Source organism: Streptomyces sp. NPDC055078, assembly GCF_053607985.1.
On sequence record NZ_JBSGUP010000337.1, the window covers coordinates 1 to 8,766 of the forward strand.

The window sequence follows — 8,766 nt, forward strand, 5'->3', positions numbered from 1 at the left end:
CCCTCTACTGAGGGCGCCCCTTACCTGTCGCCCTGAGGGCCGCTCGTCGGCGGGTAGGCCCGTACCGCCGTATGTCCACGGCCGGTCCGTGGCCCCGACCGGGCCGAGTCGGGTCGGGCCGGGTCGGGCCGGGTCGAGGGGGCCATGGACCGTACCCTTGTGCCCGTGCAGGAACATCACGACGCCCCCCTCGCCCCCCTGACCACCTTCCGGCTCGGCGGGCCCGCCACCCGGCTCGTCACCGCCACCACGGACGACGAGGTGGTCGCCGCCGTACGCGAGGCGGACGCCTCCGGCACCCCGCTGCTGATCATCGGCGGCGGCAGCAATCTGGTCATCGGTGACAAGGGCTTCGACGGCACGGCCCTGCGCATCGCGACCAAGGGGGTGCGGCTCGGGGGCACCCGGCTGGAGCTGGCGGCCGGCGAGGTATGGGCGGAGGCGGTCGCCCTGACCGTCGCCGCATCCCTCGCGGGCATCGAATGCCTGGCCGGAATCCCGGGCTCGGCGGGCGCGACGCCCATCCAGAACGTCGGCGCGTACGGCCAGGAGGTCTCCTCGACCATCACCGAGGTCGTCGCCTACGACCGCCGTGACGGGGAGACGGTCACCCTCGCGAACGCCGACTGCGCCTTCTCCTACCGCCACAGCCTCTTCAAGCAGCACCCCGACCGCTATGTGGTCCTGCGGGTCCGCTTCGAGCTGGAGGATGCGCGGGGGCTCTCCGGCCCGATCAAGTACGCCGAGACCGCCCGCGCCCTCGGCGCCGAACCGGGTGAACGCAAGGGCATCGACGCCGTTCACCGCACCGTCCTCGCCCTGCGCGCCCGCAAGGGCATGGTCCTGGACCCCGATGACCACGACACCTGGTCGGCCGGATCGTTCTTCACCAACCCGGTCCTGGACGCCGGACAGTACGCGGCCTTCCTGGACCGCGTCCGCACCCGCCTCGGCGACGGGGCCGCCCCGCCCGCGTACCCGGCGGGCGACGGGCGGACGAAGACCTCCGCTGCCTGGCTGATCGACAAGGCCGGGTTCACCAAGGGGTACGGCTGCGGCCCGGCCCGTATCTCCACCAAGCACACCCTCGCGCTCACCAACCGCGGCGAGGCCACCACCGAGGATCTGCTCGCCCTCGCCCGCGAGGTGGTGGCGGGGGTGCGGGACGCCTTCGGAGTCACCCTGGTCAATGAGCCGGTGACCGTCGGCGTCAGCCTTTAGAACGCCCGGCGGGCGGTCCGAACCGTCGCGGGTGGTCCGAACCGTCGGAGGGCCGTCGGAACACCCGGCATGCGGTCGGAACAGGCGGCATGCTGTCGGAACCGTGGCCCGCGGTCAGTACGCCACTCCGACGCCCTGCTTCACCGCGTCGGGGTTCGCCACCAGCGCGAGCATCGCATGGGCCGCATCCGCGCGGGAGATCTTCCGGGCTCCGGGCGGATTGCCGCCGATGACTGTTCGGTACCTGCCGGTCAGGGGCTTGTCCAGCAGTTGGGGTGGACGTACCGCGGTCCAGTCGGTGGCGCTGGCGGCCAGGTCCCGCTCCATCACCCGCAGATCGTCGTAGATCCGTTTCAGCACCGCGCTGAGTACGGCGTACACCGCCCGGTCCGCCAGCCCATGGACCGGGGCCAGCGGTGCGGCGGAGACCACCAGCAGCCGACGGGTGCCCTCCGCGTCCATCGCGGTGAGGACCGAACGGGTCAGCTTCGTGGTGATCCCGGAGTCGGACATCTTGCGTGCCCCGAGCCCGGAGAGCACCGCGTCACGGCCGGCGACCGCCGGACGCAGGGACTCCGGTTTCGTCAGATCGGCCGGGAACACCGTGAGCCCGGAGCCGGTGACGGTGAGCCGCGCCGGGTCGCGCACCACCGCCGTCACTTCGTGCCCGGCCGCCAGACCCTGCTTGACGATCTCCTGGCCGATACCGCCGGTCGCGCCGAATACGGTGAGCCTCATCGGTCACACCTCCAAGGTGGGTAAGCGTTCACTCACCCCTAGAGTGGGTAAGTACTCACCCACCCGTCAAGCCGATCTGCCCGGAACCGGCCGGAGAACCCGGAGAATCCGGCTGAACCCGGCTGAACCCGGCTGAACCCGGCTCAGCAACGCCCACAAGCCCGGAGAATCGAGGAGCCATGCAGAAACCGGCCGCCCAGGAAGCCGTACAGAAGGCCGCCCAGGAAGGCGCCCAGAAGCCCGCACAGGAAGCCGTACAGACAGCTGGGCAGAAGTCTGTACGGAAACCCGGACAGAAACCCGGGCAACAACCCGGGCAGAAACCCGCCCGCGCCCGCATCCTCGACGCCGCCCACGACCTCATGCTCAACCTCGGCCTCGCCCGCACCACCACCAAGGAGATCGCCAGAGCCGCGGGCTGCTCGGAAGCCGCGCTGTACAAGAGCTTCTCCAGCAAGGAGGAGCTGTTCATCGCCGTCCTCAGCGAGCGGCTGCCGAAGCTGGGCCCGCTGCTGAGCGAGCTGACCGACCGGCCCGGCGAAGGGAGCCTGGAGCAGAACCTCGCCGACGTCGTGCGCGAGGCATCGCGCTTCTACGCCCAGACCGTGCCGATCGCCGCCTCGCTCTACGCCGATCCGCCGCTCAAGAACCGCCATGAAGCGGCCCTGCGCGCGATGGGCACCGGGCCGCACAAACCGATCCACGGCCTGGACGCCTATCTCCGCGCCGAGCAGCGCGCGGGCCGCGGCGGCGCCGACGCGGACACCTACGCCGCCGCCTCACTCCTGCTCGGCGCCTGCACCCACCGGGCCTTCGCCTACGACGAAGCGGAGGGCGGGGTACCGGCCCCGCCGCTCGACGAGTTCGCCACGGGCCTCGCCCGGACGATTCTGAACGGGATCATGCCGCCCCTCAGGGACTGAGCTGAGCGCTCCGCCGGCCGGTCCCTGGCGGGCCCGCCAGGCAACCGGCCCCAGCCAGGCGGTTCACCAGTCAACCAGTCCCTGGCGGCCGGTTCAGGCGCCGCTCAGCCAGTCGTCGATCCCCGCCAGCAGCTTGTTCCGGACATCCTCCGGCGCCGCCGAGGCGCGTACGGACTGCCGGGCCAGCTCGGCCAGCTCGGTGTCCGTGAAACCGTGGTGCTGCCGGGCGAACTCGTACTGGGCGGCCAGCCGCGAGCCGAAGAGCAGCGGGTCGTCAGCGCCCAGCGCCATCGGCACCCCGGCCTCGTACAGCGTCCGCAGCGGTACGTCCTCGGGCTTGTCGTACACCCCCAGCGCCACATTCGAAGCCGGGCACACCTCGCAGGTCACCCCGCGATCGGCCAGCCTCCGCAGCAGCCGGGGGTCCTCCGCCGCCCGTACGCCGTGCCCGATCCGTGCCGCGCCCAGATCGTCCAGACAGTCCCGTACGGACGACGGCCCGGTCAGCTCGCCGCCGTGCGGCGCCGCGAGCAGTCCGCCCGCCCGCGCGATCGCGAAGGCCCGGTCGAAGTCCCGCGCCATGCCCCGGCGTTCGTCGTTGGACAGACCGAAGCCGACGATCCCCCGGTCGGCGTACCGCACCGCGAGCCGCGCGAGGGTACGGGCGTCCAGCGGATGCTTCATCCGGTTCGCCGCCACCAGCACCCGCATCCCGAGACCGGTCTCCCGCGAGGCGCGGTCGACCGCGTCCAGGATGATCTCCATGGCCTGGATCAGACCGCCCAGCGTCGGGGCGTACGACGTCGGGTCGACCTGGATCTCCAGCCAGCCCGACCCGTCCCTGACATCCTCCTCGGCGGCCTCGCGCACCAGCCGCCGGATGTCCTCGGGGGAGCGGAGACAGGAGCGCGCGATGTCGTACAGCCGCTGGAAGCGGAACCAGCCGCGCTCGTCGGTGGCCCGCAGACTGGGGGGCTCCCCGCCGGTCAGCGCGTCGGGCAGCCGGACGCCGTACTTGTCGGCCAGCTCAAGCAGGGTGGTGGGGCGCATCGACCCGGTGAAGTGCAGATGCAGATGAGCCTTGGGCAACCGGCTTACGTCACGTACGTGCTCCATCCCAGGATCCTGCCGCACGGCCGAGCCGGGAGGCAGCCGGTTTCCCTGATCGGGCGCTTGCCCGAACGCACGAACGGCCACCCGTGCGGGATCGTTCCCGCACCAGTGGCCGTCCGTATCCGGAATGCCGGGCAGCCTCAGCCGCCTTAGTCCGTGGCCTCAGTCCGTGGCCTCCGCCAGCAGCTTCTGGATGCGCGAGACGCCCTCGGCCAGGTCCTCATCGCCCAGCGCGTACGACAGCCGCAGATACCCCTGTGTGCCGAACGCCTCACCCGGGACCACCGCGACCTCGACCTCGTCCAGGATCAGCGCGGCCAGCTCCACCGACGTCCCCGGGCGGGTGCCGCGGATCTCCTTGCCGAGCAGCCCCTTCACCGAGGGATACACATAGAACGCGCCCTCAGGCTCCGGGCAGAGAACGCCGTCGATCTCGTTCAGCATCCGGACGATCGTCTGGCGGCGGCGGTCGAACGCCGCACGCATCTCGGCCACTGCGGTCAGATCCCCGGAGACCGCGGCCAGCGCCGCGATCTGCGAGACATTGGAGACATTGGAGGTGGCGTGCGACTGGAGGTTGGTCGCGGCCTTCACCACGTCCTTGGGGCCGACGATCCACCCCACGCGCCAGCCGGTCATCGCATACGTCTTCGCCACACCGTTGACCACGACGCACTTGTCGCGCAGCTCGGGCACGACCGCCGGCAGCGAGGTGAAGGAGGCGTCGCCGTAGACCAGGTGCTCATAGATCTCGTCCGTCAGCACCCACAGCCCGTGCTCGACGGCCCAGTGGCCGATCGCCTCGGTGTCCTCCCGGCTGTAGACCGCGCCGGTCGGGTTGGACGGGGAGACGAAGAGCACCACCTTCGTACGCTCCGTGCGCGCGGCCTCCAGCTGCTCGACGGAGACGCGGTAGCCGGTGGTCTCGTCGGCCACGACCTCGACCGGGACACCGCCCGCGAGGCGGATCGACTCGGGGTAGGTCGTCCAGTACGGGGCGGGCACGATGACCTCGTCGCCCGGGTCCAGGATCGCCGCGAACGCCTCGTAGATCGCCTGCTTGCCGCCATTGGTGACCAGCACCTGTGCGGGGTCGACCTCATAGCCGGAGTCCCTCAGGGTCTTCGCGGCGATGGCCTTCTTCAGCTCGGGGAGGCCGCCGGCCGGGGTGTAGCGGTGGTACTTCGGGTTGCGGCACGCCTCGATCGCGGCCTCGACGATGTAGTCGGGCGTCGGGAAGTCGGGCTCACCGGCACCGAAGCCGATCACCGGGCGCCCGGCGGCCTTGAGGGCCTTGGCCTTGGCGTCGACGGCGAGGGTGGCGGACTCGGAGATCGAACCGACGCGGGCGGAGACCCGGCGCTCGGTGGGAGGGGTTGCAGCGCTCATACATCCATCGTCCCAGACGCCCCTCGCGCCCGGCACAGGTGTTTCGTCCCACGGACACCCGGCCCGCGATTCGGCCCCCGCGCTGTGCCCTGTGTCCGGAGCGATACACCGGCACGCCGCGGACTAAGGACACAGACCCAGGGCACGGACCCAGGGCACGGACCCAGGACACTGACCCAGGCGCCGGGCCGGACTCCCCGGCGGCCTGCGCGGAAGCGGAGCGTGCCCTGAGGCCGGTTGCGGACCGGTGGCGGACGGTGGCGGACAAGAGCCGTTGCGGAGCAAGCTGTTCGACGCCACGTCCCCGACCACGTACACTCACTGGTCGTTGGCCCGCACCGACCACATCTCCGGATGCGGTAGGTTGGGGAAGCCACAAAGGGTCGTAGCTCAATTGGTAGAGCACTGGTCTCCAAAACCAGCGGTTGGGGGTTCAAGTCCCTCCGGCCCTGCTACACACACCTTCGCCAGGCTGTGTGCGCATGTACGTACATTCAATGAACCGCCGTGCGGCTCCACCGGGCGCGGCACGGCCACGACCCGGAATCAGGTGAAAGCACGTGACGGACGCCGTGGGCTCCATCGACACGCCTGATGCCGAGGACGAGGCGCCCCAGAGGAAGTCGCGCAAGGGCGGCAAGCGCGGGAAGCGAGGCCCTCTGGGCCGTCTCGCGCTCTTCTACCGGCAGATTGTCGCCGAGCTTCGCAAGGTCGTCTGGCCCACGCGAAACCAGCTGACGACGTACACCACGGTCGTGATTATCTTCGTCGTCATCATGATCGGTCTGGTGACCGTGATTGACTATGGATTCCAGGAAGCCGTCAAGTACGTCTTTGGCTGACCCGCGGAGGGCGTCGGCATGGCGGCAGCCTTTCGCATGTTCCACCCATCTGTATCCAGGAAGAAGCAGCCACCGTGTCTGACCCGAACCTGAACGAGGCCGTTGAGCCAGGCGACGAGAGCTTCGTGCCCGCCGAGTCCGCCGAGGACGAGCTCGACATCGTTGAGGCGGCCGACGACGACCAGGCGGAAGCTGCTGACGCCGCGGCGGGGGAGCCGGCCGAAGAGGCGGCGCTCCACGGCGAGGGCGACACTGACCCCGATGCCGGGACCGACTCCGAGGCCGACACCGACTCCGACTCTGAGGCCGCGGCCGATGCCGCCGCTGAGGAAGCCGGAGAGGCCGATGAGGCCCAGGACGCCCAGGACGTGGCAGAGCCCGAGGAGGCCGTGGTCGACCCGGTCACCGCGCTCCGCGAGGAGCTGCGCCTGCTGCCCGGTGAGTGGTACGTCATCCACACCTACGCCGGGTACGAGAAGCGCGTGAAGGCGAACCTGGAGCAGCGTGCCGTCTCGCTGAACGTCGAGGAGTTCATCTACCAGGCCGAAGTGCCCGAGGAAGAGATCGTCCAGATCAAGAACGGCGAGCGCAAGAACGTCCGCCAGAACAAGCTTCCCGGTTACGTCCTGGTCCGGATGGACCTCACCAACGAGTCCTGGGGCGTCGTCCGCAACACCCCCGGCGTCACCGGCTTCGTCGGCAACGCCTACGACCCGTACCCGCTCACCCTGGACGAGATCGTCAAGATGCTCGCCCCGGAAGCCGAGGAGAAGGCGGCGCGCGAGGCCGCCGAGGCCAAGGGCGAGCCGGCCCCGTCCCGCAAGGTCGAGGTCCAGGTGCTGGACTTCGAGGTCGGTGACTCGGTCACGGTCACGGACGGTCCCTTCGCCACCCTTCAGGCGACGATCAACGAGATCAACGCCGACTCCAAGAAGGTCAAGGGTCTGGTCGAGATCTTCGGCCGGGAGACTCCGGTCGAGCTGAGCTTCGACCAGATCCAGAAGAACTGATTTCAGTAGAACTGATTTCAGAAGAACTGATCCAGTAGAGCTGATCCGGTAGGGCTGATCCAGAAGGACCAAGGTCTCTCGCTCCTCGCGGAGCACTCAGCACTCAGCACCCGGCGGGCCGCTCACAGGCGGCCTCCGGAGTGCACATCCGGGGGTACCCGCCCCGGAACACATGCCTCCGACCAGGTCAGAAGGGCCCTCGCGGCCGTTCTGACCTGTCGGTTTTTAACCGCGCAGCCATACCCGTTATCGTTGTGCGGTATGCCTCCGTCCGGATGATCGGACGGCTGGCTGGAAACTCTCACTAGGACCCGGAGAGAGCAATGCCTCCCAAGAAGAAGAAGGTCACGGGGCTCATCAAGCTCCAGATCCAGGCCGGCGCGGCCAACCCGGCTCCGCCGGTCGGTCCCGCGCTGGGTCAGCACGGCGTCAACATCATGGAGTTCTGCAAGGCCTACAACGCCGCGACCGAGTCGCAGCGTGGCATGGTCGTGCCGGTGGAGATCACGGTCTACGACGACCGGTCCTTCACCTTCATCACCAAGACTCCGCCGGCCGCCAAGCTGATCCTCAAGGCCGCGGGTGTGGACAAGGGCTCCGGCGAGCCGCACAAGACCAAGGTCGCCAAGCTGACGCGCGACCAGGTCCGTGACATCGCCACGACCAAGATGCCCGACCTGAACGCCAACGACCTGGACGCCGCCGAGAAGATCATCGCCGGTACCGCCCGTTCCATGGGCATCACGGTCGAGGGCTGACAGCCCCCGTTCAGACCTCAGTGGCAGGACCAAGCGCTGGTCCGCACCACGACTCCACCCCGATGTGAACACAGGAGCAGAAGTGAAGCGCAGCAAGTTCTACCGCGCTGCGGACGCCAAGATCGACCGGGAGCGCAACTACGCCCCGCTTGAGGCCGTCCGTATCGCCAAGGACACCGCCGCAGTCAAGTTCGACGGCACCGTCGAGGTCGCCTTCCGCCTGGGTGTAGACCCGCGCAAGGCCGACCAGATGGTCCGTGGCACCGTGAACCTTCCGCACGGCACCGGCAAGACCGCCCGGGTCCTGGTCTTCGCGACCGGTGACCGTGCCGAGGCCGCGCGTGCCGCGGGCGCCGACATCGTCGGCGCCGACGAACTGATCGACGAGGTGTCGAAGGGCCGTCTGGACTTCGACGCCGTCGTCGCCACCCCGGACCTCATGGGCAAGGTCGGCCGCCTCGGCCGGGTGCTCGGTCCGCGTGGTCTGATGCCCAACCCGAAGACCGGCACCGTCACCCCCGATGTCACCAAGGCTGTGAACGACATCAAGGGCGGCAAGATCGAGTTCCGGGTCGACAAGCACTCGAACCTGCACTTCATCATCGGCAAGGTCTCCTTCGACGAGACGAAGCTGGTCGAGAACTACGCCGCGGCGCTGGAGGAGATCCTCCGGCTGAAGCCGTCCGCCGCCAAGGGCCGCTACATCAAGAAGGCGACCCTGACGACGACGATGGGCCCCGGCATCCCGCTGGACGCCAACCGCACCCGCAAC

General features: G+C 69.3%; 9 protein-coding genes and 1 tRNA gene. 7 read left to right on the top strand and 3 right to left on the bottom strand.

Annotated features, from left to right (window positions below; genetic code table 11):
- The first annotated feature begins 144 nt into the window (after positions 1–144).
- Entirely contained in the window at positions 145–1,221 is a 1,077-nt protein-coding gene (locus ACWF94_RS25030; protein WP_453492615.1) for a UDP-N-acetylmuramate dehydrogenase, read from the top strand.
- A gap of 114 nt (positions 1,222–1,335) precedes the next feature.
- Here ACWF94_RS25030 and ACWF94_RS25035 read toward each other — a convergent pair whose 3' ends face one another.
- A complete protein-coding gene (locus ACWF94_RS25035; protein WP_453492618.1) occupies positions 1,336–1,959 on the bottom strand; it encodes an NAD(P)-dependent oxidoreductase in 624 nt (207 codons plus the stop codon).
- A 179-nt stretch (positions 1,960–2,138) separates the two neighbouring features.
- Between ACWF94_RS25035 and ACWF94_RS25040 the strand changes: the two genes are divergently transcribed.
- Positions 2,139–2,882, top strand: a complete 744-nt coding sequence (locus ACWF94_RS25040) for a TetR/AcrR family transcriptional regulator (RefSeq protein WP_453492621.1) — start codon at positions 2,139–2,141, stop codon at positions 2,880–2,882.
- Positions 2,883–2,975: 93 nt separating this feature from the next.
- Here the strand turns inward: ACWF94_RS25040 and ACWF94_RS25045 are convergent, their stop codons facing one another.
- Both ACWF94_RS25045 and ACWF94_RS25050 read right to left on the bottom strand, forming a co-directional pair.
- Positions 2,976–3,998, bottom strand: coding sequence for an adenosine deaminase (locus ACWF94_RS25045; RefSeq protein WP_453492624.1), 1,023 nt, complete (start codon positions 3,996–3,998; stop codon positions 2,976–2,978).
- 159 nt (positions 3,999–4,157) lie between these two features.
- Entirely contained in the window at positions 4,158–5,384 is a 1,227-nt protein-coding gene (locus ACWF94_RS25050; RefSeq protein ID WP_453492627.1) for a pyridoxal phosphate-dependent aminotransferase, read from the bottom strand.
- Positions 5,385–5,763: 379 nt separating this feature from the next.
- Here ACWF94_RS25050 and ACWF94_RS25055 point away from each other — a divergent pair.
- The 5 genes from ACWF94_RS25055 to rplA all read left to right on the top strand — a co-directional run.
- Positions 5,764–5,836: transfer RNA gene (locus tag ACWF94_RS25055), tRNA-Trp, on the top strand.
- A 108-nt stretch (positions 5,837–5,944) separates the two neighbouring features.
- Positions 5,945–6,226 carry a preprotein translocase subunit SecE gene (gene secE, locus ACWF94_RS25060; protein ID WP_453492630.1) on the top strand — a complete coding sequence of 94 codons (282 nt, stop codon included), beginning with the start codon at positions 5,945–5,947 and terminating at the stop codon, positions 6,224–6,226.
- 74 nt (positions 6,227–6,300) lie between these two features.
- Positions 6,301–7,236 (top strand): transcription termination/antitermination protein NusG, encoded by a 936-nt coding sequence (nusG, locus tag ACWF94_RS25065; protein WP_453492633.1) that lies wholly within the window; start codon positions 6,301–6,303, stop codon positions 7,234–7,236.
- A 323-nt stretch (positions 7,237–7,559) separates the two neighbouring features.
- The gene (rplK, locus tag ACWF94_RS25070) at positions 7,560–7,994 is read left to right on the top strand and encodes a 50S ribosomal protein L11 (RefSeq protein ID WP_453492636.1); all 435 of its coding nucleotides are present in this window, start codon (positions 7,560–7,562) and stop codon (positions 7,992–7,994) included.
- An 82-nt stretch (positions 7,995–8,076) separates the two neighbouring features.
- A partial coding sequence (rplA, locus tag ACWF94_RS25075; RefSeq protein WP_453492639.1) for a 50S ribosomal protein L1 occupies positions 8,077–8,766 on the top strand: 690 nt, incomplete at its 3' end.